The sequence below is a fragment of the Arenibacter troitsensis genome (genome assembly GCF_900177645.1).
Classification (GTDB): Bacteria; Bacteroidota; Bacteroidia; order Flavobacteriales; family Flavobacteriaceae; genus Arenibacter; species Arenibacter troitsensis.
Genome location: NZ_FXAO01000004.1, coordinates 509,232 through 534,596, shown reverse-complemented (window position 1 = coordinate 534,596; position 25,365 = coordinate 509,232). Strand labels below are relative to the sequence as shown.

22 protein-coding genes are annotated in these 25,365 nt (G+C 40.0%); 14 read left to right on the top strand and 8 right to left on the bottom strand.

All coding sequences use genetic code 11. The annotated features are described in order from the left end of the window. Nucleotides 1-336: 336 nt before the first annotated feature. The 3 genes from B9Y87_RS11930 to B9Y87_RS11920 all read left to right on the top strand — a co-directional run bounded on the left by B9Y87_RS11930 (nt 337) and on the right by B9Y87_RS11920 (nt 5,125). Nucleotides 337-2,052 (top strand): alkaline phosphatase family protein, encoded by a 1,716-nt coding sequence (locus B9Y87_RS11930; RefSeq protein ID WP_085499228.1) that lies wholly within the window; start codon nt 337-339, stop codon nt 2,050-2,052. Between the two features lie 93 nt (nt 2,053-2,145). After that, nucleotides 2,146-3,510 (top strand): (R)-1-hydroxy-2-aminoethylphosphonate ammonia-lyase, encoded by a 1,365-nt coding sequence (gene pbfA, locus B9Y87_RS11925; protein WP_085499227.1) that lies wholly within the window; start codon nt 2,146-2,148, stop codon nt 3,508-3,510. Nucleotides 3,511-3,532: 22 nt separating this feature from the next. Next, nucleotides 3,533-5,125 carry a fibronectin type III domain-containing protein gene (locus tag B9Y87_RS11920; protein WP_085499226.1) on the top strand — a complete coding sequence of 531 codons (1,593 nt, stop codon included), beginning with the start codon at nt 3,533-3,535 and terminating at the stop codon, nt 5,123-5,125. Between the two features lie 585 nt (nt 5,126-5,710). Here the strand turns inward: B9Y87_RS11920 and B9Y87_RS11910 are convergent. After that, nucleotides 5,711-7,519 carry a hypothetical protein gene (locus B9Y87_RS11910; RefSeq protein ID WP_085499224.1) on the bottom strand — a complete coding sequence of 603 codons (1,809 nt, stop codon included), beginning with the start codon at nt 7,517-7,519 and terminating at the stop codon, nt 5,711-5,713. A 337-nt stretch (nt 7,520-7,856) separates the two neighbouring features. Then, a complete protein-coding gene (locus tag B9Y87_RS11905) occupies nt 7,857-8,612 on the bottom strand; it encodes a sulfite exporter TauE/SafE family protein (protein WP_085499223.1) in 756 nt (251 codons plus the stop codon). A gap of 83 nt (nt 8,613-8,695) precedes the next feature. On the opposite strand from B9Y87_RS11905, the gene B9Y87_RS11900 reads away from it, so the two are divergent. Then, nucleotides 8,696-10,507, top strand: a complete 1,812-nt coding sequence (locus B9Y87_RS11900; protein ID WP_085499222.1) for a sodium:solute symporter family protein — start codon at nt 8,696-8,698, stop codon at nt 10,505-10,507. 40 nt (nt 10,508-10,547) lie between these two features. Then, nucleotides 10,548-11,642, top strand: a complete 1,095-nt coding sequence (locus B9Y87_RS11895) for an acyltransferase family protein (RefSeq protein WP_085499221.1) — start codon at nt 10,548-10,550, stop codon at nt 11,640-11,642. On the opposite strand, the gene B9Y87_RS11890 is transcribed toward B9Y87_RS11895, so the two are convergent. The 3 genes from B9Y87_RS11890 to B9Y87_RS11880 all read right to left on the bottom strand — a co-directional run bounded on the left by B9Y87_RS11890 (nt 11,629) and on the right by B9Y87_RS11880 (nt 13,969). Further along, nucleotides 11,629-11,955: an alpha/beta hydrolase gene (locus B9Y87_RS11890; RefSeq protein ID WP_139827214.1), complete on the bottom strand. Its 327-nt coding sequence runs from the start codon at nt 11,953-11,955 to the stop codon at nt 11,629-11,631. The two genes, B9Y87_RS11895 and B9Y87_RS11890, sit on opposite strands and share 14 nt — an antisense overlap. Before the next feature lie 593 nt (nt 11,956-12,548). Next, nucleotides 12,549-13,277 carry a DUF3784 domain-containing protein gene (locus B9Y87_RS11885; RefSeq protein ID WP_085499219.1) on the bottom strand — a complete coding sequence of 243 codons (729 nt, stop codon included), beginning with the start codon at nt 13,275-13,277 and terminating at the stop codon, nt 12,549-12,551. A 101-nt stretch (nt 13,278-13,378) separates the two neighbouring features. Next, complete coding sequence (locus tag B9Y87_RS11880; RefSeq protein WP_085499218.1) at nt 13,379-13,969, bottom strand: riboflavin synthase; 591 nt, start codon at nt 13,967-13,969, stop codon at nt 13,379-13,381. A gap of 70 nt (nt 13,970-14,039) precedes the next feature. Here B9Y87_RS11880 and pdxA point away from each other — a divergent pair, with 70 nt between their 5' ends. From pdxA to B9Y87_RS11835, 9 genes are all read left to right on the top strand, one after another. Further along, nucleotides 14,040-15,092, top strand: a complete 1,053-nt coding sequence (gene pdxA, locus B9Y87_RS11875) for a 4-hydroxythreonine-4-phosphate dehydrogenase PdxA (RefSeq protein WP_085499217.1) — start codon at nt 14,040-14,042, stop codon at nt 15,090-15,092. Nucleotides 15,093-15,252: 160 nt separating this feature from the next. Further along, a complete protein-coding gene (locus B9Y87_RS11870) occupies nt 15,253-15,786 on the top strand; it encodes a YceD family protein (RefSeq protein ID WP_085499216.1) in 534 nt (177 codons plus the stop codon). Between the two features lie 8 nt (nt 15,787-15,794). Beyond that, nucleotides 15,795-15,992, top strand: a complete 198-nt coding sequence (gene rpmF / locus B9Y87_RS11865; protein WP_031445940.1) for a 50S ribosomal protein L32 — start codon at nt 15,795-15,797, stop codon at nt 15,990-15,992. Nucleotides 15,993-16,166: 174 nt separating this feature from the next. Next, a complete protein-coding gene (locus B9Y87_RS11860; protein ID WP_085499215.1) occupies nt 16,167-17,162 on the top strand; it encodes a beta-ketoacyl-ACP synthase III in 996 nt (331 codons plus the stop codon). 34 nt (nt 17,163-17,196) lie between these two features. Beyond that, nucleotides 17,197-17,682: an acetyl-CoA carboxylase biotin carboxyl carrier protein gene (gene accB, locus B9Y87_RS11855; RefSeq protein WP_085499214.1), complete on the top strand. Its 486-nt coding sequence runs from the start codon at nt 17,197-17,199 to the stop codon at nt 17,680-17,682. Between the two features lie 91 nt (nt 17,683-17,773). Beyond that, complete coding sequence (accC, locus tag B9Y87_RS11850; RefSeq protein WP_085499259.1) at nt 17,774-19,126, top strand: acetyl-CoA carboxylase biotin carboxylase subunit; 1,353 nt, start codon at nt 17,774-17,776, stop codon at nt 19,124-19,126. Between the two features lie 193 nt (nt 19,127-19,319). Continuing rightward, nucleotides 19,320-20,435 (top strand): NAD(P)/FAD-dependent oxidoreductase, encoded by a 1,116-nt coding sequence (locus tag B9Y87_RS11845; RefSeq protein WP_085499213.1) that lies wholly within the window; start codon nt 19,320-19,322, stop codon nt 20,433-20,435. 44 nt (nt 20,436-20,479) lie between these two features. Further along, nucleotides 20,480-20,935, top strand: coding sequence for a 3-oxoacyl-ACP synthase (locus tag B9Y87_RS11840; protein WP_085499212.1), 456 nt, complete (start codon nt 20,480-20,482; stop codon nt 20,933-20,935). A gap of 52 nt (nt 20,936-20,987) precedes the next feature. Then, complete coding sequence (locus B9Y87_RS11835) at nt 20,988-21,692, top strand: cyclase family protein (protein ID WP_085499211.1); 705 nt, start codon at nt 20,988-20,990, stop codon at nt 21,690-21,692. Nucleotides 21,693-21,707: 15 nt separating this feature from the next. On the opposite strand, the gene arfB is transcribed toward B9Y87_RS11835, so the two are convergent. The 3 genes from arfB to B9Y87_RS11820 all read right to left on the bottom strand — a co-directional run bounded on the left by arfB (nt 21,708) and on the right by B9Y87_RS11820 (nt 25,346). Next, nucleotides 21,708-22,112: an alternative ribosome rescue aminoacyl-tRNA hydrolase ArfB gene (gene arfB, locus B9Y87_RS11830; RefSeq protein WP_085499210.1), complete on the bottom strand. Its 405-nt coding sequence runs from the start codon at nt 22,110-22,112 to the stop codon at nt 21,708-21,710. Between the two features lie 7 nt (nt 22,113-22,119). Further along, nucleotides 22,120-23,094 (bottom strand): ABC transporter ATP-binding protein, encoded by a 975-nt coding sequence (locus B9Y87_RS11825; RefSeq protein ID WP_085499209.1) that lies wholly within the window; start codon nt 23,092-23,094, stop codon nt 22,120-22,122. 92 nt (nt 23,095-23,186) lie between these two features. Next, complete coding sequence (locus tag B9Y87_RS11820) at nt 23,187-25,346, bottom strand: prolyl oligopeptidase family serine peptidase (RefSeq protein ID WP_085499208.1); 2,160 nt, start codon at nt 25,344-25,346, stop codon at nt 23,187-23,189. Nucleotides 25,347-25,365: the final 19 nt, after the last annotated feature.

Below are 25,365 nucleotides of genomic sequence, written 5' to 3'. Positions count from 1 at the left end.
AATTATCAGCAGGCCGTTACCCGTATGGGAGGAGACGACCTTAACACCAGGTTATGGTGGGATGTAACGAGTAACAATTAGCTATACAAAACCTAAGCCCATATATAATTTGCCCAAGGCCATAGCAAACTTCTGCTATGGCCTTGCCTTTTTATTTAATTAAGTAGCTGCAAGTATGCGAAGAGATAATAGGCGTTGTACGGTGTCGGCAATTCTAAACTTTTACATATAAATTATAGTTATAGTTACAAAAATTTAATATTATTAACTTTTTAACTTAACTTAGTCACATGATATTTGCACTTCTTCATTAATCAAAAATTAAAACCAATCTAAATGAACACAGCCAATTTTGTACTTAAAAACACCTTGTTTTCGGCTAATTCGGGCATTCTACAAAAAGTTTTCACTAGAGAGCTATTGCTTAAGACAATTGTATTTATGATTATTCTCGGGTCATTTTGGTCCTGTGCCGAAAACGGGCATGATAATACCCCCATTGTTAAGCATGTGGTGGTTATTGGTTTTGACGGATTGAGTCCCAATGGATTGCAAAATGCAATAACACCAACCTTCGATAAGGTAATAAGTGAAGGGGCCTACAGCATGCATGCCAGAGCGGTGCTGCCTACAAGTTCCAGTACTAATTGGGCTTCCATGATTATGGGTGCGGGTCCTGAGCAGCATGGGATTACTTCCAACAGCTGGGAGAAAGACAATTTTGTATTGCCCACGATTACCCAGAGTGAGGATTTTCTTTTTCCAAGCATCTTTCAATTGATAGATGACCAAAAGGAAAGTGCGGAAATAGGAGCTATATATCATTGGTCGGGATTTGGCAGGTTGTTTGAAAAAGGTGCGGTGGACTATGATATAAATCCAGAGTCGGAGGACGAAGCTGCAGCTTTGGCCGCTGCCTATATCAAGGAGAAAAAACCAACCTTTACCTTTATCCATTTTGATCATGTGGATCACGGCGGGCACGAATACGGTCATGGGACTCCGGAATACTATAAATCCGTGGAAAAGGCGGACGCCATGCTGGCTGAAGTCATGGCAGCTATCAAGGCATCTGGAATGGCCGATGAAACATTGGTTATCATAAGCGCAGATCATGGTGGTCTGGGAAAAGGTCATGGAGGGGAGTCCTTAGAGGAAATAGAAATTCCCTTTATCCTATGGGGAAAATCGGTCAAGAAGAACCATTTACTAAAATATCCGGTTTATCAGTACGACAATGCAGCCACTGTCGCTTTCGCTTTGGGTATAAAAACACCTATGGCTTGGATTGGCAGACCTGTAAAAAATGCCTTTGTAGGTTTTGATCTTAATGATGACTATCCAACAACTGAAAGGGTAAAGGGACCTGTTATATTACCTGCAGCGGAATTGAACAAAAGGGCCGGAGGATTATTTGATGAATCTGCGACTATTGTTATGGAAAACTTGAACAATTCAGGAGAAATAAGGTACACCATGGACGGTTCCATGCCCAATGCCAATTCTACACTATATACAAAAGCAGTGACCACTTCCGAAAATGGGGTTGTTAAAAGCGCTATTTTTAATAAGGGGAAAATAGTCAGTACCGTTTCGGAGGCTTTTTTTAGGGTAAAAAATAAGTCAATGACCGCACCCATTTCGTATGAGGTATTTTATTTGGAAAACTTGACCAGCATTCCTAGTTTGGAAAATAAAAGACCGGATGCCAAGGGAACTTGTTTTGAAATTACCTCAGATGAGGTAAAGGAAGAAATTAAGAGTAATACATTGGTAAGATTTAGGACCAACCTTCAGGTTGAAAACGAGGATAGATTTACCTTTTATACCAATTCTGACGATGGCAGTAAATTATGGGTAAATAATGAATTGGTAGTGGACAATGACGGGGACCATGGTGTCATTGAAAAGAATGGTAGTATTTCATTAAAACCAGGGACCTATCCTTTAGAGGTAATATGGTTTAATGGGGGTGGCAGTGGATGGTTAAATGTGGACTATAAAACAAAGACCATTCCAAAACAAGTGCTGCCTACATCAATATTAAAGTAATTTGTAGTGTTGGGAAGAGGATTTACAATGAAGCCCGGTATTCAACTCTTGTGGTTCCTCCCAAACGATTTATAATAGCAATATATGTACCTTATGAAGCAAGATAGTTTAAGCCTCAATGCCCAGAACAAAAAGACCGAAGGAGATATTAATTTTACTCCGGCACGTGCTGCCTGGATGGACTCACAGATAAGCGAAGAGACCAAGGAAATTTTGGAAAGGGATGCCAGATATTTTCTGCATCAGTCCATGTCCACTCCTTGTCTGGATGTTTTGCAAAGTTGTGAGGGACCCTATATTGAGAACATATCAGGAAAGAAATACCTGGATTTCCATGGCAATAATGTTCACCAAGTAGGCTACGCCAATCCGGAATTGATAGAAAAGATTATTGAACAATTAAAGGTTTTGCCTTTTTCCCCAAGACGTTATACCAACATTCCTGCCATTGATTTTGCCGAAAAACTGGCCTCTTTGATGCCATCCGACCTGAATAGGGTTCTTCTTACACCAAATGGGAGCTCTTCTATAGGGATAGCCTTAAAATTGGCTAGGGCAGTTACGGGCAAATTTAAGGTGGTTTCCTTTTGGGATTCATTTCACGGGGCCTCCTTGGATGCCATTAGCGTAGGTGGGGAAGCCGTTTTTAGGGAATCTATGGGACCTTTAATGCCTGGAGTAGAGCGCATTCCACCGCCAGTAACCTACCGCGGAATATTTGAGGACAATGAGGATAAATGTTTGGAATATTTGGAATATGTGTTTTCCAAGGAAGGTGATATTGGAGCATTTATTGCCGAAACCATCCGGAATACGGATGTACAATTGCCCTCCAAAACATTTTGGAAGAAAGCAAGGCAACTTTGCAACAAATACGGGGTATTGTTGATTTTGGATGAAATTCCGATAGCCTTGGGTAGAACCGGTAAAATGTTCGTTTTTGAACATTATGATATTGAACCGGATATATTGTGTATAGGCAAGGGATTAGGGGGCGGTATCTTTCCGCAGGCCGCAATAATTACCAGGGATGAATACAACAAATTTGGGGATATCTCCCTTGGGCACTACACCCATGAAAAGAGTCCGTTAGGCGCCGTAGCAGGGCTTGGTACCATTGCCTTTTTGGAAAATGAAAAAATATTGGACAAGGTCAAGGAAGATGAGGAATACCTTAGAACTTCCCTGGCAGCCTTACAGTTGAAATATCCTTTAATAGGTGATGTTAGGGGTATGGGTTTACTATGGGGAGTGGAATTGGTATTGGATAAAAAAACAAAGGAAAAAGCTATCAATGAGGCCGAAGTGGTCATGTACGAATGCCTAAAGAGGGGCCTTAGTTATAAGGTTTCCGCAGGCAATGTACTTCAATTATCACCGGCATTAACCATAAGTAGAAAGGAATTGGATTCGGCCCTTCATATTCTGGATGAAAGTTTGGCCATTGTACATTCTTAGTTAAAAATACATAGATTAAAAAATGAAAATTAGGATTAAAGTAGTAATGGTTTTTGCCTTGGCATTGCATTTGGTAGGAGGTGCCCAAAATGTGACGGGAGGGATTTTAATTCAACCCTATCTCCAGGATGCAGAGCCCAATTCCATAAAGATTATGTGGGAAACTTCGGTGGGGGAGGAAAGTATTGTGGAATGGGGATTGACGCCAAAACTGGGTAAAAAGACCAAGGGTATAGCCTATGATATCAATTTTAGTGAATCTAGAATTCACGAAGTTAAATTGGAAGGATTAAAACGTTTTACGGAATACTACTACCGTGTGAAGACGGGAAAGATAGTGTCGGACATATTCCAATTTAAAACCCCACCCTTTGCCAGTGACCATGAGTCCTTTAAAATTGTGGCTATGAGCGATATGCAAATTGACCATAATAATCCCAATAAGTTTTCCGAAGTAGTCAATGATGGCATATTGCAATACTTGGAAAAGGAGTTTGGGGGCAAACTTCCCAATAATTTGGCCATGGTGATGATACCTGGAGATCTGGTGGAGAATGGTACCAAATATTACCAGTGGAAAGACCATTTTTTTAATCCCGCCGAAAAATTATTTGCGGAGGTGCCGGTCTACCCCGTATTGGGGAACCACGAAAAAAATTCGGTATTTTATTTTAAGTATTTCAGTCTTCCAGAAAACGGTACGCCAGCCTATGCGGAACACTGGTGGTTTAAGGACTATGGCAATACCAGGATTATAGGGCTCAATTCCAACGATGGCTATAATAACAGTAGGGATCAGTATGAGTGGTTGCAAAAGCTATTGGATGAAACTGCACAGAACGATGAGGTAGATTTTGTTTTTGCTCAATTGCACCATCCCCACAAATCGGAACTTTGGATTCCCGGAGAAGAGGATTTTACAGGAAAGGTGGTAGCGCTTCTGGAAGCCTTTACCACTAAGACAGGGAAGCCCAGTATTCATTTTTTTGGACATACCCACGGTTATTCCAGAGGTCAGTCCAAAGATCATAAGCACTTATGGATCAACGTTGCCTCTGCAGGAGGGGCCATTGATAATTGGGGGGAATTTGAAGGCAGGGATTACGATGAATTTACGGTAACCCAGGACGAGTATGGTTTTGTGATGGTGGAAGTTGATGCCAGCCAGGAGGATCCTAAGTTTACGATAAAGAGAATTAGCCAGGGGAACGAAGAGTTGGAGCGCAAAAACGAACTTAGGGATAGCCTGGTCATTTATAAAAACGAAAGAAAGCCTGGAGCGCCCAATGTTATCTCACCCAATAACGAAACAGTTGATTTTACAGGAACTACCCTAAAAGCAGGGGATTTTAATAGCATCTTCAGCAATGCATTCCATGCGGCTTCCCATTGGCAGATTGCAGAGAGCAACGACTTTGAAAAGCCAATTTTTGACAGCTGGAAACAATTCGAAAATTGGTACTACAAGGAAAATAGGCAAAAGGATGATGACCTTACCGATGAAAATACCAATAGGTTAAAACCTAATACTACCTATTATTGGAGGGTCCGTTACAGGGATCAAAATTTAAATTGGAGCGACTGGTCCACTACCGCTACATTTGAGACTAATTAATGTTTAAACTGGATATTTTAGGACTATCCTTTTAGATCAAATTTCAAATTAAGGATAAATTAGGTCACCAACGCGGAGAAAAAAATTATTGGTATTTGCATTAATTCATAATTGCATAGTTTTTGTAACTTTATTCATACTTGAAGCAGGATTTGTATACGGCTGACAATTATGTTCAGTTATTACCATTCCAAGTGGAACTTAATAAACAATTAACTAATTCAATTTTGAAAAAAATCACGCTGATAATTATTGCCGTATTATGGATATCAAGTTTGCTTATTCTCATTATCTCACTTACTAATCTATATCCAGAAAATGTTTTTAAGGATTATCGTTCAATAGTTGGAATTTCGTTTATAGCAATAACTGGATCTTTAAAAACAGTTTATAATACAGTAATTAAAGAAAATAAATAATCGGAATGTTTACAAATGGACGATCTTTTAAACACATTTGTAAAACCAACATTTTTTGGATCCAGTTCCCTACAATAAACTTCTAGGTATTCTGCCTTACTTGGTAACTATTTAAAAGAATGTAATTGACAACTTTTATTCAATTCCCAATATTAAGTCTTCCTAGTTACACCTCCGATAAAGAAAGCGTTTCTATCTCCATTTTAAAACCTTCCAGTGTTTTTAATCCTTGTGTTAATTCTGTTAGAACAGATTCCTTTACGTTTCCAAATTGTCCTTTAAGGCTGCCAAATAATTGTTGGTAATAGACGATGCCCTCATTTAAATTATGGGTAAAGGTCAATAGGTATTTTTCCTGTTTTTTATTCATGGATTCCCTGGATTCCTCAATTTTATTTTTCAGATACTCCAAGTAAATTCCAAGTTCCTTAAGAAACATATGGGGTCTATCGGTTCTCTCAATAACATTGCCACGCCCGTAAATGTGGTCTACCATTTCCTTTAAGGTCATTATTTTGGAATAATAGGCCATATTGGGTCCGGGGCAGATAGAAACTCCACTGCCTTCTGTTTTAGTATCCAGCCCATAGGCCAATAAGGCAGAGGTGCCTAAACCTACACAGGTACATGATTTCTCTGTTATTTTATTCAATCTTCCGGTATATTCCTTTTCTGTTAAATCTTGGCCATCCAGTTCCTTAATTTTTAAATGTTGGTATTGCCTTGAGGCGGTACATAGCCCTTTTTCCGAATAATCCTTGTTCAAGGCCACGAATTTTTTTGGACAGGAGCTTCCTGGCCGATCCTTATCTATGTTTTTTTGTTTTTCCATATCCTTGGTGTTTCCACGAAGGTTGTGGAATGGCACTCCTAATGGGGATATATCGCTCAGGTACAAATCCTCTTCTCTTGCGGCTACCAATTGCTCCAAAGTGGCCTTATCTACGGTAGTAGCCTCTGGAACCAAGAGAAATGGGGTCCCCCAACCCACGGAATCCACTTTGTAATGGTCCATAAGAAATTGGTGTTCCTCAGCAGTACCAACACCTCCCTGGGCAGTAATTTTTAAGGATAGATTTAGTTTGGGTACCTCGCGACCCTTGTTGGCAAGTGCCGGAATTAAAATTTCGTGTATTTCATTGATATAGGTCTGTCTATTGTCCCTAAACTCGGCCATAATAGGTCCCATTAAATAACCATCTGTAGCAAAGGCATGTCCGCCACAATTTAGCCCAGATTCTATTCTGTACTCTGACACCCAAATTCCTTTCTTGGCCAAAAATTTGCCTTGGATCAATGCAGACCTATAATCGCTGACCTTTAAAACTATTTTCTTTTTAATATTGCCGTTTTCATCGGGGAAAAAGTCATCAAAATTTTCTAAATAACTATATAATCGGGGATTCATTCCGGCAGAGAGAATCACGGAGGAATTTAGTTCGCTCATGGCATATCCGCGTAAGGCGGCATGGGCATCATTAAATTCAGTGGGCAATTTGTCATTTTTTGTATAATTGTCCTTGTCCACTTTGGTCATAATATTGACGTCGATGCTGCCCATGGACAAATTCTCCTTTAAATATTTTTTAATTTCGGTAGATTTGAGATCGTTTATAGTAAGTTTTTCAAATTCTTCCTTTAGATGGGAAGCATTTGGCAGGAGACTTAAGTATTCCTTTATTTCTTTACCGGTGTTATGGGCAGAATTAATCAATTCCTCAAATTTTTTGTGTGCCACATCATTGATCAAGTTGAGATAACTGGTAATTCTTTTGGCTCTAAAATCCTCAAATTTATCTGAAATTTCCTGGTAGGGAAGTTCAAATTTTTCACAGTACATTTTCCTTAATTTTTCAATCAAGATGTCATCAACCAAAGAAATGACCGAATCTATTCCTAGGTGGGATACTTTTAGGGGGGTGTCTATGGTGAACCCAATTCCCATAACCGGTATATGAAAGCTATGTTTTTTCATTTTCTCAATTGTTGTTGGACCCTAAGGGTTATCCGTTCATGGGATAATTACCTAGTCATGGTATAGTCCAAATATGAATCGACAAATTTTAGGCGAAATGAGTTCTTAGAATATGATAATTATCAGGAAATGGATAAAATATACCTCTGGTGTCCAAGGGTTTGAAGGTGCGGCTTTTCGTAATGTATCGAAGCTTTTATTTTTGGTAATGTTAGCTTGAAGTTTAGTTAACCTCTGGACGGGTTATTAATACGATTTTTGTCTCGAAAAGTTTGAGTTAGTATTAGTTTGAGTTAGTCTAGTTGAAGAGCTGGTGCATTGCACCAGCTTTTTTTTATTATCTGAAAAGAATTAGGAAGGCCCCAATAGCGGTAAGGATCAAAATCATCTTACGATAGAATTGTTCTTTTATAATTTTTACCAAGCGCACGCCAACAATTAATCCCAAAACAATCCCAGGAACCAATTTTAGATTAATTATTAGGGTCTCAGGAGTAATGGTCTTCCATATAAAAATATGAAAGGGCAGTTTAAAAATATTCACTATAAAGAACAGCCAAGCCGCAGTGCCTATAAATTCGTTCTTTGGCAGCCTCATGGCCAAAAAATAAATGTTGGAAAAGGCTCCGGCCAAATTGCCTATCATGGTAGTAATACCCGCCATGGTTCCGATAAATCCGGCAAATGCCCAATGGGTAGGTACGTTTTTGGATTTTTTTCTGTCCCACCAGTACATCATTATAACCGTTCCCAAAATTATAACGGACATGCTGATCTTAAATGTGGTTTCCGGCAAATCCTTTCCTACGGCCGTGCCAATGAGTATGCCAAGGATCATCCAAGGCAAAAAGGCAACTATATACTTCCACTGGGCATGTCTGTTGTAATAAATCACGGCAAAGGCATCGCCTACAACAAGTAGGGGTACTATCAATCCCGTCGATTCCTTGGCCCCGAAGGCCAATGCCATTAAAGTAACATTGATTATAGCGATTCCCTTAATCCCAGCTTTCGAAATTCCTATCACAAATGCGGCAGTTAAGGCAAGTACCCATGCCGTTATGGTTAAATCTGGTGTTGTTAAGAGTATCATACGTTACATTTGGCGAACAAAGGGCAAAAGTATCCCAAAAAAATTTATCTTTAGATCTTAATTCTCAAACCTAAGCCAAACTGATGGAATTAAGTACCCTCGATTACAGTTTTATTGTCGTTTTTTTCTCAATTGTTTTATTTATCGGAATTTATGTATCCAAGAAATCCGGGGCCAGTTCTTCGGAATATTTTCTTTCGGGTAGAACCATGCCTTGGTGGCTGTTGGGCCTCTCTATGGTGGCCACTACCTTTTCTACCGATACACCCAATTTGGTGACGGATATTGTTCGTACCAACGGAGTTTCCGGAAACTGGGTTTGGTGGGCTTTTCTATTGACAGGTTTACTTACCGTTTTTGTATACGCCAAACTTTGGAGAAAATCCAATGTAAATACGGATTTGGAATTTTATGAACTGCGCTATGGCGGTAAACCGGCAAGCTTTTTAAGAAAATTCAGGGCCGTTTATTTAGGCGTTATATTTAATGTAATTACCATGTCTGCCGTTACCTTGGCAGCAATTAAGATAGGTGGTATTATGTTGGGATTGGAACCATGGGTAACCGTGGTGAGTGCTGGATTGATTACCGTGACCTTCAGTGCCCTGGGTGGATTTAAAGGAGTGGTTTATACAGATTTTCTACTGTTCTTTGTAGCTATGGGCGGTGCTATTGGAGCGGCCTACTATTTGGTAAATATTCCTGAAGTTGGCGGTATAACGGCATTGATGGCCAATGAACATGTTGCGGATAAACTTGCCATTGTGCCCGACTTTAGCAATACCAATGCCTTAATTACCCTATTTATAATCCCTCTGGCAGTTCAATGGTGGAGTTCTTGGTATCCAGGAGCGGAACCAGGTGGAGGTGGCTATATTGCCCAGCGTATGTTGGCGGCCAAAAATGAAAATCATGCCATAGGTGCTACTTTCTTTTTTAACATTATGCACTATGCCTTGCGTCCATGGCCATGGATTTTGGTAGCCTTGGCATCCTTGGTGGTATACCCTGACATTGCCAGTATACATGAGGCCTTCCCCAATGTTGCGGTAGATAAATTAGGTCATGATTTGGCTTATTCAGCTATGTTGACCAAATTGCCAAGTGGGTTATTGGGATTGGTATTGGCTTCCCTTATTGCAGCTTATATGAGTACCATTTCTACCCAATTAAATTGGGGATCTTCCTATATAGTTTATGACTTTTACAAACAACAGATAAACCCAAATGCTTCCGAAAAAAGATTGGTGGCCGTTGGTAGATTGTCCACGGTGGTGCTAATGGTATTCAGTGCGGCCTTGGCTTTGCTTTTGCAGAATGCCTTGCAGTTGTTTGAAGTACTCTTGGTATTTGGCGCGGGAACCGGTCTGATCTTTATTTTGAGATGGTTCTGGTGGCGCATCAACGCATGGAGTGAGATAACTGCCATGTTTGCTTCGGGAATTGTCTCTATTATCTTAAAATTAACAGCTGTGGGACCTTTCTTGTTTGCTGCTGAAACCGGTGTATTCCCGGATTGGGCGGAATATCCCTTTGTGGTTGTGGTTACTACGGTTATTTGGTTGACCGCAACCTATATGACCCAGCCAGAATCGAAACAGGTATTGCAGGATTTTTACAAAAAAATTCAGCCGGGTGGACCAGGTTGGTCCAAAGTGATCAAGGAGGCCAAAGATGAAAATGTAGAGATTGTGAACACCAAAGAAAAATGGAGTGTTCCTGCCGGTATCACTGCCATGTTGCTAGGTTGTGTGCTGATCTACTCCTGTATGTTTGCTACTGGGTATTGGATTTATGGAAAAACCACCAGTGCACTAATCTTAACAGCAGTCGCCATAGTTTCCGGACTTTTGTTGGCCCGGGCTTGGAATAAGATGAAGGATCATATTCTGTAGGTGAAGGTCTTATAAAAAGTAAGCAGGCACAAAACTAGGAATGAATATACAGAACAGAATAGTTTCCGTAGATATCTTTAGGGGACTCACCATTGTCCTTATGATTTTGGTAAATAATCCCGGTACCTGGTCCCATGTATACGCTCCTTTTTTACATGCTCCCTGGCACGGATATACCCCAACAGATCTTGTGTTTCCCTTTTTCTTGTTTATCGTGGGCTGTTCCATTGTTTTTGCGTATCAGCACAAACCAGTGGATGCCACTACCTATAAAAAAATCGCCATAAGGGCCTTGAAATTAATAGGCTTGGGTCTTTTCTTGGGGGCTTTTACCATTCACTTTCCCTTCTTTAAGGATTTTGAAAACATTCGATTTCCAGGGGTGCTACAGCGTATTGGTGTAGTGTTTTTCTTTGCCTCAATTTTATTTATCAATTTCAATTGGAAAACACTGGTTGGTATTTGTGCTTTTCTTTTGATTGGGTATTGGTTGTTAATGGGCTTTGTGCCGGTCAACGGTATGGCGCCTACCTTTGAGCGTGCACCCAACAATTTGGCCAATTATTTGGATGTCCTTGTATTTGGAACCCACAGCTATAAGGCAGATTATGATCCGGAAGGTTTGTTAAGTACTTTGCCTTCTATAGCTTCAGCATTACTGGGAATTTTTACAGGTCTTATTTTACGCTCCAAAAGAGCTAAAAAGGAAATACTGCTTATTGGAATGGGATTTTTGATGTTGGTCGTAGGTTATGTTTGGGGTCTGTTTTTCCCCATTAACAAGGCGCTGTGGAGTAGTAGTTTTGTAATGGTAACGGCTGGTTGGGCCAATATTATTTTGGGCCTGATATATTATTTTTCAGATGTAAAGGGAATTAAGTTTGGCAGTATATTTAAATATGCGGGGGCAAATGCCATTGTCCTGTATTTTCTTTCCAGTTTTATCAGTAAGATTATGGGTTTGGTAAAGGTAGATGGGGACACCTCCCTAAAGGGCTGGCTTTTTAATACTGTTTATGTACAGGATTTTTTGGCAATGGAAACCTCTTCATTGTTGTATGGGCTCTCATTGGTCTCTATATATGTGTTCCTGGGGTATATTCTTTACAGAAAAAACATATTTATAAAGGTCTAATACCGTCCTTTAGGAACGCCCATTTAATAAATTGTGGTAGGGCCGTGCCCCAAGTGGATAAATCATACTTTCCTCCTTCAATTTCTTTATAGCAAATGTCCCCGGGATAGGAATATCCTTTTAACTGCAGTTCATGAATTAGATACAGGGTGACATCTATTACATCTATAACGCCATTGTTGTTTCGGTCATTGGTTTTTTCCTCCGGACCGCACTGAAAAAAGTATTGCAGAGGCATTCGCTGCCTTAAACTTTTGATCATGTCCAAAGTAACCCTGCTCCTAACCTCCATAGCTACCAAAGGGAATCGCAAAAAACCCTACTTTACCAAAAAAAATTGGAGCAATTGAATACAATGTCAAATGCGGAAAAGCCTTTTAAGGGAAAGCCACTATACCCCTGTTGCGTACAGGAGGGGAAACCTTAAATTCCTTGCCCAAGAAGGGATTCAATTCTTCTAAAATAAATTTGGAATATTGAAGGGCCATGCTGTCCCTTCCTTAAAAATCTGCAGAAATGGTAGTGCTGTACACGTAAAGTCTATTTTGATCGGTTTCTATACCTATATAATAAACGGATTGGTTTCCTTGTCCTTATAGGCATCGGACAATATTTTTTTCTAAATTTAATCCCATATAATCCTGACCACCCTTCATTAAAAACATGGAAAATGGCATTTGGGACTCTTTTTAGTTCGGAGGTGCAACCAGTCTAAAGGCCGCCCTTCACCCTAAATTGAAAGAAAAAAAACACTACTTTATAAATTAATATAATTGTTCGTAAACTACATCAATAAAAATTCAAACCCTGTAAGTATAACGATTCTTGAAAATCAGATGGTGCGGTAAATAGGGATATTATCACGCGGGAAATGTTTAATCAGGAACCACGGATGCGATACTTCTACTATTCAAGTCGTTCTGGGTAGACATTTTTAAGCTCATTATAGAGATCAAGACTAGGTTTTTCCTTGGCCGAGAAGTAAATTTTATCTCCATTCGTTTTCGTAAAAAGGAGGTATGCTTTGCTTTCCGAGTTCAATATCAATTTCACGTTCTCCCCTTTGTTGGTTTTAAAATACCCCTTTTTGATGCTTCCCATGGCAAATCCATTGGTTTTTGATGTTATTTTAGGTAAATGGTCTACTAGGGCTACCGATTGTATTTCCGATGCATTTAGGATTTCCCCATAACTGCCCTGAAATTCAATATTATTGGTAGATATAATTACTTTGTTTTCCTTAAAACCCATGGCTAGGAGCCCAACTACAAGAATTAAGGTTGCCACAAGAACATAAAGACCAATTTTATTCCATTGGTTACTGGATCCTTTCCAGTATTTATTGCTTTCCCTCATGAAATAGATATAGGCAAGAATGGGATAAACACCTATAAAAATTCCGCTTGCGCTTTCCCCAATGGCAAAGTGCAATAAGAGGCCTATGGCAATAAAGCTAACTCCCAAAAACAGGTGGAACTTTTTAAAATAGGGGATGTACGATTTTATATCCACCTTTGTTCTTTCGGATTCACTCAAGGTGTTGTAGCCAGAAAGGAGGTATTTCGAATTGTTTTCCGTTATGAGGAACGCCATGGCTATAAATAGAAGCCCAGTTCCAATGATTATATAAAGCATAAGTTTTAAACCCTATAGTGTTCTAGTTGTTTAAATTAGCACAATTTTTATAATAATCGGTCTTGGTAGACGGGAAATTCCAAAAAACAATTACAGCATTATTAACCTCTGATCTCCAATAATCTGGAAACGTACTTACCAATTACGTCAAACTCCAGGTTAACCCGTGTTCCTATAATGTAACTTCCAAAACGGGTATGTTCATAAGTGTAGGGGATTATGGCTACACTAAAACTGTTTTTTTGGGAATCCACGACCGTTAAACTGGTTCCGTCTATGGTTATGGATCCTTTTTCTATGGTAACGTTATTTTGCTTTGGATCATAGCTAAAGGTAAAAAACCAACTACCATCCTTTTCTTTAATATCGATACATTCCCCTGTTTGGTCTACATGGCCCTGTACAATATGCCCGTCCAACCGGGCTCCAAGCACCATGGCACGTTCCAAGTTTACAAGATCTCCTTCATTAAGATCGTTTAAATTGGTTTTTTCCAAGGTTTCCTCTATGGCAGTTACGGTATACTGGTCATCGGCAATTTTTACGACTGTAAGACATACGCCATTATGTGCAACACTTTGGTCTATTTTTAGTTCTTGGGTAATCTTAGATCTTAAGGTAATATGAAGATTGCCTCCCTCTTTTTCCAATTTTTTTACTTCTCCCAAAGTTTCAATAATCCCAGTAAACATGTCTCGTTTTAATTAAGTAGTTTTGTGTTGTAAATTTAGGGGTTTATTTCCTATTAAACGAAAAGACAAAATGCAGGAAACTGGAAATATAAAATTGGGGATATCCATTGGGGATTTAAATGGGATTGGGTGCGAAGTGGTGCTTAAGACATTTGAAGATTCCCGAATGTTGGATTTCTGCACACCAGTTATTTTTGCATCCAACAAAACCATCTCCCACCAAAAATCGGAGTTGGGACTGGATATAAATTATAATGGTATCCAAGATGCCTCCAAGGCAATAGATGGCAAGATAAACGTGGTAAACGTTTGGAAGGAAACCCCGGTTGTAAGTTTTGGGGTGCCAACTCCAGAGAGTGGGAAGTATGCCATACAATCCTTAAGGGCCGCAGTAGAGGCGTTGAAGAATAATGAAGTAGACGTTTTGGTTACGGCACCGATTAATAAGAACAACATACAGGCCGAGGATTTTAAATTTCCGGGACATACAGATTATCTGGCCCAGGAATTGGAAGGGGAAAGCTTAATGTTTATGGTGACAGATGGTTTAAGGGTAGGTTTGCTTACCGATCATGTAGCGGTAAAGGATGTTGCAGCCAATATTACACCTCGATTGATACGCTCTAAAATTACCACTATTTCCAACTCCTTAAAGATGGATTTTGGAATTAGGAAACCAAAAATTGCACTTTTGGGAATTAATCCGCACAGCGGTGATAATGGTGTAATTGGAAAAGAAGATGACGATATTTTGAAGCCGGTGATCAAGGAAATGTCCGAAAAAGGTCATTTGGTTTTTGGGCCTTATTCTGCGGATAGTTTTTTTGGGTCTGACAATTACAAGAATTTCGATGCTATTTTGGCGGCCTATCATGACCAGGGACTTATACCTTTTAAAACGTTGTCCTTTGGGAAAGGGGTAAACTTTACCGCAGGCCTTAATAAGGTGCGCACTTCGCCAGACCATGGAACGGCCTATGAAATTGCAGGAAAAGGGGTTGCGGACAATAGTTCCTTTAAAGAGGCCGTATTTATGGCCCTCCATATATTTAAAAATAGAAAGGAATATAAGGAATTAACAGGGAATCCTTTAAAAAAACATAAGCTTAAAAGGCAGGGATAGCGTTTCCATAATATTAGGAAGCTACTCGGCTTTGGATCATTGAATTAAGTGAATTTTACCGGAATATATTTATTTCGTTCTATTTGTTGGCTTTTTACAAAATAATAGTATCTTTGCACCCGCCTTTATTGCGGCGGGTACGTTAAAACCAGTGTGGATCATGATGCAGCATAAGGAGTTTATTATTCCTTTTTCGGGACTGAAACAGGGAAAACACGAGTTTGAGTACACCATAGAGAATAAGTTCTTTGAGTCTTTTGAGTATGATGAGTTCAACGGTGCGAATATTAAATTGGACGTTACCTTGAATAAAATGAGTACCATGATGGAGTTGGAAATGAAGGCACGGGGAACTGTAAATGTTAATTGTGACCTCACCAGCGAACCTTATGACCAAAAAATAAAGGCCGATTTGGAATTGGTGATTAAGTTTGGTGATGAGTATAACAACGACAATGATGAGATATTGATTATTCCACACGGTGAATACCAAATCAATATTGCTCAATATGTCTATGAGATGTTGGTGTTGTCCGTACCTCTTAAAAAGGTTCACCCTGGGGTGTTGGACGGCAGCTTAAAATCAGAGGTGTTGGACAAGCTGGAAGAACTCCAACCAAAAGATACAAAGGAAAACAAAGAAGATATTGATCCCAGGTGGGACGCTTTAAAAAAATTATTAACGGATAAATAAGTTTCATAATGGCACATCCTAAAAGAAAAATTTCCAAAACCAGAAGAGACAAGAGAAGAACGCATTATAAGGCGGTAGCTCCTACAGTGGCACAAGATCCAACTACTGGAGAAATGCATTTGTTTCACAGAGCTCATTGGCATGAAGGTAAATTATACTACCGTGGAGAGGTTTTGATTGACAAAACTGAAGAAGCAGTAGCATAATTTAGGCTAGAACAATATTATTTGGACTCCCACTTCTTAAGAGTGGGAGTTTTTTTATGAAGGTGATGTAAATTTCAAAAACAAGGTATTTTTGGACTTAAAGTCATATAAAATCATTAATTTTCACAAATTTTCAATTGTTTTTGGAGGTTTATTGATAAAAATCAAATTTAGATGAGCAAAACAACAGCTGCAATTACCGCTGTAGGGTCTTATGTACCAGACTTTGTAATGACGAATAAGATTTTGGAGACTTTGGTAGATACCAATGATGAGTGGATTACGACAAGGACGGGTATCAAGGAAAGGAGAATCCTAAAGGGTGAGGGCCTGGGAACATCATATCTTGCCATAAAAGCTGCGGAACAACTTCTGGAAAAACGGAAATTGGATCCCAAGGAGATCGAATTGATTATTGTTGCAACTGCAACTCCAGATATGATGGTTGCCGCAACAGCTGCATATGTGGCTTCGGAAATTGGGGCAACTAATGCTTTCGCCTATGATTTGCAGGCTGCATGTTCCAGTTTTTTATATGGAATGTCCACCGCGGCCAGTTATATAGAATCCGGGAGATATAAAAAGGTATTGCTTATCGGGGCAGATAAAATGTCCTCTATTATAGACTATACCGATAGAACCACCTGTATAATTTTTGGGGATGGTGCCGGAGCGGCACTTTTTGAGCCAAATAACGAAGGTCTAGGTCTACAGGACGAATATTTAAGATCGGATGGTGTAGGAAGAAATTTTCTAAAAATGGACGCTGGTGGCTCCCTGCTTCCCGCCTCGGAGGAAACCGTTAAGAATAGACAACATTTTATTTATCAGGATGGGAAGTCGGTCTTTAAATTTGCGGTTACCAATATGGCCGATTCTGCCGCAAAGATAATGGAGCGAAATAATTTGTCGCATAATGATGTTAATTGGTTAGTACCCCATCAGGCCAATAAAAGAATTATCGATGCCACTTCCAATAGAATGGGGTTGGACGATTCCAAGGTAATGATGAATATACAGCGGTACGGAAACACTACTTCCGCAACCCTCCCTCTTTTGCTGAGCGACTATGAAAGCCAGCTTAGAAAAGGTGATAATTTGGTTTTTGCAGCCTTTGGTGGTGGTTTCACCTGGGGCTCCATATATTTAAAATGGGCATACAATTCTTAAATTTGAAGCAAACCTATAAACTAATACGAACTCTATGGATATTAAAGAAATTCAAAGCTTAATTAAATTTGTAGCCAAATCTGGGGCTAGTGAAGTAAAATTGGAGATGGAAGATATAAAGATCACCATCCGAACCGGTGCAGCTGGTCATACTGCAGAACCAACTTATGTACAACAAATTCCTATGGCAGGCCATATGCCACAACAGATGGCTGCTGCTCCTGCTAGTGCTCCTTCTGTTGAAGTGGAGGTAAAAAAGGAAGCTGATGAAAATTCAAAATATATTACCATAAAATCGCCAATAATTGGAACTTTTTATAGAAAACCATCACCTGATAAACCATCATTCGTTGAGGTAGGGGATACGATAGCAAAAGGTGATGTGCTTTGCGTCATAGAAGCAATGAAACTATTTAATGATATTGAATCCGAAGTATCCGGAACCATTGTGAAAGTTCTTGTAGATGATAGTTCACCTGTAGAATTCGATCAGCCATTATTTTTGGTAGATCCATCATAAGAAGTTTTAAATGCTAAATGTCGGATGACGATTTAATATGGTCATTTCGAATCATTTAAAATTTAGAATACAAAATTTAAAATTTCAAAAGATGTTTAAGAAAATACTTATTGCAAATAGGGGGGAAATAGCGCTGCGTATTATTAGGACCTGTAAGGAAATGGGTATAAAAACGGTAGCCGTATATTCCAAAGCCGATGAGGAAAGCCTACATGTGCGTTTTGCGGACGAAGCCGTTTGCATAGGTCCTGCCCCAAGTAGCGAATCCTACCTAAAAATACCAAATATTATTGCAGCGGCCGAAATTACCAATGCCGATGCCATACACCCGGGATATGGATTTCTTTCCGAAAACTCCAAGTTCTCCAGAATATGCGCCGAGCACGATATAAAATTTATTGGGGCTACAGGCGAACATATAGATAAGATGGGGGATAAGGCCACTGCCAAAGATACCATGAAAAAGGCTGGTGTACCTTGTGTGCCAGGTTCTGAAGGCTTGTTGAAGGATGTAGAGGATGCTAAAAAAGTGGCCAAGAAAATGGGTTATCCAGTTATGATCAAAGCTACTGCAGGTGGAGGTGGTAAAGGGATGCGTGCCGTTATGTCCGAGGACAAGATGGAGGAACTCTTTAACAGTGCGGTAAAAGAGGCTACAGCTGCCTTTGGTAATGGAGGCATGTACATGGAAAAGTTGATCGAGGAACCTCGCCATATAGAAATACAGATAGTTGGTGACCAGTATGGAAAGGCCTGTCACCTTTCAGAAAGGGACTGCTCTATTCAGCGTCGCCATCAAAAGTTGACCGAGGAAACCCCTTCCCCATTTATGACGGACAAGTTGAGGGACGATATGGGGAAAGCTGCAGTAAGGGCGGCCGAATTTATTAAATACGAGGGTGCAGGTACTATAGAATTTCTGGTAGATAAACACCGAAATTTCTATTTTATGGAAATGAATACCAGGATTCAGGTAGAACATCCCATAACAGAACAGGTAATAGATTATGATCTTATACGGGAGCAGATTCTAGTAGCTGGTGGAGTGCCTATTTCTGGTAAAAACTATCTTCCAAAGCTGCACTCCATTGAATGCAGAATTAATGCGGAGGATCCTTACAACGGATTTAGACCTTCTCCTGGCAAGATAACTACATTGCATACTCCAGGAGGGCATGGGATACGTTTGGATACCCACGTTTATAGTGGTTATACCATTCCGCCCAACTATGACTCCATGATCGCCAAGCTTATTACAACGGCCCAAACAAGGGAAGAAGCCATCAATAAAATGAAGCGGGCATTGGATGAGTTTGTTATTGAAGGCATAAAAACAACTATTCCCTTTCATAGACAACTTATGGATCACCCGGATTACTTGGCCGGGAACTATACCACAAAGTTTATGGAAGAATTTGTAATGGCACCACAACCAGAGGAATAGTCAGATTTTAATAATATAATTATTTCTTGGATGAGGCGGATTATACTGGTGGGCGACCAACAGTGTAATCCGCTTTTTTAGTTTAAAGGATTGTTGATTGAACCTTTCACCTTTCACCATTCACTATTCTTATCTAAATTAATAATACCTTTATTCCTCTTTTGTTATTTTGATCAAAACACAACTGCCCACTATGAACCTAAGTTATTGGGAATATAAAACCTGGTTGTCCAACATAGATTTTACTATTGTTGGCAGTGGAATCGTAGGGTTAAATTGTGCCTTATACTTAAAGAAACTGTTCCCCAAGGCAAAGATATTGATCTTGGAAAGAGGTCATCTCCCTCAAGGGGCCAGTACAAAAAATGCAGGATTTGCTTGTTTTGGCAGCATTTCAGAGGTTTTGTCCGACTTAAAGAAGCATTCCGAGGAGGAAGTCCGCCAATTGGTTCTAAAGCGTTGGGAGGGGATACAATTGCTAAGGGAGAACCTTGGCGATGAACAAATGGATTATCAAAACAACGGGGGACATGAGATTTTTTTAAAGGAACAGGCGGATCTATATGAGGATTGTCTTGATAAAATGAATAAGATTAATTCCCTATTAAAACCGGTATTTGGTGCAGACGCTTATGTAATGCATCCCAATAGTTTTAAGTTTAAGGGGGTTCAGAAAAATTATATAACCAATCCGTTCGAAGGCCAGATCAATACCGGTAGTATGATGAAAACCTTACTGGCCAAGGTACAGAACAGTGGGGTGACCATTCTGAATGCTATTGCCGTGGATGGCTACCAAGAGAATATGGATCATGTTGTTGTTAAAACCGATCAATTCGAGTTTAAGACCAACAAACTGTTTATTGCCACCAATGGTTTTGCTTCCCAATTAATCGGGGAAACGGTGAAGCCTGCCCGAGCTCAGGTGTTGATCACCAAACCTATTGAAAACCTTTCCTTAAAGGGTACTTTTCATTTGGATGAAGGCTACTATTATTTTAGGAACATAGAGAATCGAATACTATTGGGAGGAGGGCGAAATCTCGATTTTAAAGGGGAGGAAACCAGCTCCTTTGGCGAGACCACTTTGATCCAGAACAGGCTGGAGGATATTCTGCGTACTATTATTTTGCCCGATACCCCCTTTGGGATAGATTTACGCTGGAGTGGAATTATGGGGATGGGAAATCAGAAAAAACCTATTGTTAAGCAACTTGCCAATAATGTGTTCTGTGGGGTAAGGATGGGCGGTATGGGAATTGCCATTGGTAGTTTGGTAGGTAGGGAATTGGCTAATTTGGTAAAGTAGGTTTAAAGTTATAATGCCATTGAAATTTAATAATAATATTCTGAATGGATTCTTCGGTAAAACAACGGTTATACGAGTTTTGTAAATCATTTATAGAGAATAGGTTGATGCGCATTAATAGTAATATCGATTCCCTACAGGAAGCGTTGACCTCCGAGACCAAAAGTAGTGCTGGGGACAAACATGAGACTGGAAGGGCCATGATTCAATTGGAACGCGAAAAATTGGGCAATCAGTTGGCGGAAGCACAGTTGTTACAGGAGTTGTTTAAAAAGATTCCGCTACAATCAAGTTCTTCACAAGTGGGATTGGGCAGTTTAGTGCTTACCGACCAACAAAATTATTATATGGGAATCAGCGCAGGGGAATTGAAGTTGGAAGGAGTATCATATTATGCCATTGCACCCAATACACCTATAGGAAAACTGCTATTGGGGAAAGCGGTGGGGGATATGGTTGTTTTTAATTCTAGAAAAATTGTAATACGGCAGATCGAGTAGTTTTTAATGCCGCTGTATAAAGTATTTAATTTAAAAGGTATGATTTCTTATTATGGTAGAAATTATTGATCTAAGCCAAGAAATATTTTCAGGGATGCCCGTATATAAAAGCCTTCCTGAAGTGAGGATGGAGATGTATGCCTCCCATGAAGAATGGGACGGAATTACGGATAGCAATACGGTATCTCCAAGTGTCTACAAATTGGAGATGAGCGAACATTCTGGAACCCATGTGGATTCCCTAAGCCATATGGCAAGGGAATTTAGGGGGCAGTCCATAGACACTATGCCGCTCTCTATGTTCTATACAGAGGGAATTTGTTTGGACTTGTCCCACAAAGGGCTAATGGAATTAATAGAGCCGACAGATTTGGTATCGGCTTGTTCCAACGGCAATATGACTATTAAAAATGGAGATACGGTCCTGATCTACACAGACCACTATAGAAGGACCTACGGTAGTGCGGACTGGGGGCGCGGACCGGGACTTAGTGCTGCTTCGGCGCTTTGGCTGGGAGAACAGGGAATTTCCGCTTTTGGGGTTGAAATGATGTCTCCAGGAATTCCTGGGAAATCCAATAGGGAAGTACATCATGTTTGTGGGAAGATGGGCTTTACCCACTATGAAAATATGATCAATTTACAGCTCTTAATTGGTCGGGGACGCTTTAGATTTATTGCATTGCCTTTGAAAATCCGAGGTGGTACCGGATCTCCTGTTCGTGCGGTTGCCGTTTTTGGGGAAGGGAAGATTTAGGTAATTTCCGGATTATTAATCTAATTTTGGCTTACTTCGGTTTACTTTTTTAAGTGCAGCCTTTTTTTTGCTCTTTAACCGCTTTTCAATGGCCGACCTACTGGGTTTGGTCTTTCTTCTTCTTTTTGGGACCGTTAAACTGGCTTCGAGGGTATCAAGGAATTTTTTAATGACCAGTTCTTTGTTTTTGTGCTGGCTCCTGGTTTCCTCACATTGCATTATTAGTATGTTTTCCTTACTTATCTTGGTCGATAGTTTCCTGAGAAGTCGGTTTTTTTCAATATCGGTCAAGGCCATGGAGTTTTCTAGATCAAAGGTCAATTCAACTTTGGAGGACACCTTGTTTACATGCTGACCACCGGCACCACTGCTCCGCACCGCTTTAAATTTTAGTTCTTGTATGATGCCTTCCCTATTCAATATTTTATTATGGTTTTAAACGTTGGCTTATGGTTTCCAAGGCAATATTTAGGAATACTTTTTTGCCGGGGGTTAGCGCTTCCTCGGAATTGAAGCGTATTTTTTTTTCCCCGGACATGGCTTCAACCAAAAAATGACTGCCCATAAAATAACATTTTTCTACCGTTACCGGTATTCCTTTTTTGTTCGAAACCCTAAATTCATGGGCATAAACAATAATTTCCCTTTCCAAATCCCCATAAGATTTTATAATATTTATGGGTATTAGGTTGGCTTCGCCAAATAGGGTAGCGGTGTATATACTTTTTGGGTTGTTATATAGGTCTCTGGTATTGGCATTGGCCATTATGGTCTGATCCTTAAGGACAATGATCCTATTGGCATAGGGTAAAATATCTTGATGGTCATGGGTAGCAGTGATACAGCTAATACCCTCTTTTTTTAAATAATCAAAGAGATTTCTTCTAAGTTGATTCTTTCTAAAATTGTCTATATGTCCAAAGGGTTCATCCAATAAAAGCAATTCCGGTTTTTGTGCCAGAACCCTGGCCAAGGCTACCCGCTGTTGTTGTCCCCCACTCAGATTCTTAACCTTTACCTTGGCAAAGGACACCATATCTATCATTTCCAACAATTCCATTGTCCTGGCCTTTAATTCCTCTGGATAAAAAACAGATAAAAACTGACTTACGTTTTCGGCCACTGTGGTGAAGGGCATTAAATCAAAATCCTGGGAAAGGTATTTCATGTAGGACTCTCCAGGTACCAGATTAAAATCTGGGCCCATTACCTGCTTTTCACCCCAAAATATTTCGCCTTCACGTGGCTGCAATAGACCGTAAATAATTTTGAGCAGGGTGCTTTTGCCACAACCGCTTTCTCCAACAATGGAAATATGTTCTCCTTGGTCTACCTTAATGTTGATATTGGTAAGTACCGGCTTTTTATCATAAGCGAACGAAAGGGAATTTACTTGTAACATGGGCTAAAACTATATATGTAACTAGAGGGGATAAAAAAAGTCCATTTCTAAAGGAAACGGACTTCAAAACAAAATTATCGATTTTTTTTAAACTAATCCTCAAAATCTTTTAAAACTCCCTTGTTAGGGAGCTCCCTAAAGCCCATATTGAACAAGGTAAAACCGAAAATATCCACATTTTGGTCGATGGTCTTGCTCACGGGAGTTCCTGCACCATGACCGGCATTTACTTCTATTCGTATTAAGGTAGGGTTGGCTCCCGTTTGTTTATCCTGCAATTCAGCAGCAAATTTGAAACTGTGCGCCGGTACCACCCTATCATCATGATCGCCTGTGGTAATCAAGGTGGCTGGATATTCTATGCCTTTCCGAACATTGTGTACAGGGGAATAGCCTTTTAGATAATTGAACATCTCCAAATTGTCTTCAGCAGTTCCGTAATCATAAGCCCAACCGGCACCGGCGGTAAATGTATGATACCTCAGCATATCCAGAACGCCCACGGCAGGCAGGCCCACCTTCATTAAATCCGGTCTTTGGGTCATGGTAGCGCCCACCAGTAATCCACCATTGGAACCTCCCTTAATGGCCAAAAAGTCCGATGAGGTATATTTCTCGGCTATTAAGTATTCGGCGGCAGCGATAAAATCGTCAAAGACGTTTTGTTTTTTGGTTTTAATGCCGGCATCATGCCATTGTTTGCCATATTCCCCACCTCCTCTAAGGTTGGGCACCGCAAGGATGCCACCTTGCTCCATCCACACAGCATTTATAACACTAAAGGCCGGTGTAAGGCTTATATTAAAGCCCCCATAGCCATATAAAATGGTAGGATTCTGGCCATTTAACGGCAATCCTTTTTTATGTGTTATTGCCATTGGTACTTTAGTGCCGTCCTTGGAAGGATAAAAGATTTGTGTGGACACGTAATCGTTTGGGTTGAAATCTATTTCCGGTTTCCAATAAATGGAATAGTCTCCTGTTTTAATATCCAATTTATAAATAGATTCCGGGCTATTGTAATTGGTAAAACTGAAGTAAAGTTCCGTTTCCTTCTTTTTTCCACCGAAACCACCAGCACTTCCGAGCCCTGGAAGAGCTATTTCGCGTATCATTTGACCTTGGCTGTCATATTGATATACTTTGGAAATGGCGTCTACCATATACTCTGCAAAGAAATAACCTCCACCGGTACCAACAGATAGAATATTTTGTGTTTCCGGAATTAGATCTGTCCAATGTTCTGGTGCAGGATTTTCGACTCCCACGGTAACGACTTTCTTATTGGGTGCTTTTCTGTTGGTTAAAATGAATAGTTTGGATCCTATATTGTCTATGATTTGGCTATCGCTGTCCGTAGTATCCAAAATGGTAATCAGTTCGCTTTGCTGTTGTGTCAAATCCTTTATGAACAATTTGTTCCCGGAAGTGGAGACAGCGGCCGAAATTATGAGATACCTGTCGTCTTCGGTTACATAACCCCCGACATATCGATGCTTTTCCTCTGGAATTCCCCCAAAAACTACCTCATCGCTCTTTTGGGGAGTTCCCAGTTTGTGATAATAAAGCTTATGTTGGTCGGTTTTGGCAGATAGCTCGCTTCCTTCAGGCTTGTCATAACTGGAGTAATAGAAGCCTTCGTTTCCCTTCCAGGAAACTCCACTAAATTTAATGTCTACCAGAGTATCTTCAACAATCGACTTATTTTCTGCGTTGATAACGATTACTTTTCGCCAATCACTTCCACCTTCGGAAATGGAATAGGCGGCTATTGAACCATCCTTGGAAAAATTTATTCCGGCCAATGAAGTGGTAGCATCTGCTGAAAAGGAATTGGGATCCAGAAATACTTCTGCCTGCCCATCATCACCTTTTCTACGGTACAATACATTCTGATTTTGTAAGCCATCGTTCTTAAAAAAATAGATGTAATCGCCTTCTTTGAACGGAGACCCCAACTTTTCAAAGTTCCATAATTGTTCCAGACGTTTTTTTAGCTCTTTGCGAAATGGAATTTTGTCCAAATAATTAAATGTGGTCTCATTTTGTTGCTTTACCCAATTTTCGGTCTCGGGGCTTCGGTCATCTTCCAACCAACGAAATGGGTCGTGTATTTTTATTCCGAAATAGCTGTCTACGGCATCAACTTTTTTTGTGTTTGGATATTTCAAAATGATGGTGTCTTTTTTTTGGTTGGTCTCACAGGCTAACATTAGTATAGCCGTAAGAGGGATTAATATTAATCGCTTCATTTATCGATGTTCTTAAGCC